The sequence below is a fragment of the Rhizobium sp. J15 genome (genome assembly GCF_002531825.1).
Taxonomy (GTDB): domain Bacteria; phylum Pseudomonadota; class Alphaproteobacteria; order Rhizobiales; family Rhizobiaceae; genus Rhizobium.
In genome coordinates, this window is the sequence record NZ_NWSX01000110.1 from 1 (window position 1) to 835 (window position 835).

An 835-nucleotide genomic window follows, 5' to 3' on the forward strand; every position below is an offset into this window, starting at 1 on the left:
TGGTGGACGTCAGGCGGCGAGGCGGCGGCTCTGAATGTCCTGAAGGAAGATCTTTCGAAGGAAGGCTTTGCCTGGAAGGACGTTCCGGTTGCCGGCGGCGGCGGTGATGCGGCGATGACGGCGCTGAAGGCGATGGTGGCGGCCGGCACCTATCCGACGGCTTCGCAGATGCTGGGTTATACCGTGCTCGACTATGCCCAGGCCGGCGTCATGGGCGACCTGACCGAGACCGCCAAGAAGGAAGGCTGGGACAAGTCGGTGCCGGCGGCCCTGCAGAAGTTCTCGGTCTATGACGGCAAGTGGGTGGCTGCCCCGGTCAATGTGCATTCGGTCAACTGGTTGTGGATCAACAAGGCCGTGATGGACAAGATCGGCGGCACTGAGCCGAAGACCTTCGACGACCTGATTGCGCTGCTCGACAAGGCGAAGGCGGCCGGCGTCATTCCCTTGGCGCTCGGCGGCCAGAACTGGCAGGAGGCGACGATGTTCGATTCCATCGTGCTGTCGACCGGCGGGCCGGAATTCTACAAGAAGGCCTTCAACGACCTCGACGAGGAAGCGCTGAAGTCGGACACGATGAAGAAGTCCTTCGACAATCTGGCGAAGATCATCCAGTATGTCGATCCGAACTTCTCCGGCCGCGACTGGAACCTGGCGACCGCCATGGTCATCAAGGGCGATGCGCTGGTGCAGGTGATGGGCGACTGGGCCAAGGGCGAATTCGTCGCCGCCAAGAAGACGCCGGATACCGACTTCCTCTGCTACCGCTTCCCCGGCACCGACGGCAGCGTCATCTACAACTCCGACATGTTCGGCATGTTCAACGTCCCCGACG

Annotated in this window: 1 protein-coding gene; it reads left to right on the forward strand. The window is 62.3% G+C overall.

The window, feature by feature from the left end; all coding sequences use genetic code 11:
- Positions 1–835, forward strand: an 835-nt coding sequence (locus CO670_RS32360; protein WP_141502478.1) for an ABC transporter substrate-binding protein, incomplete at both ends; no start/stop codon positions are given.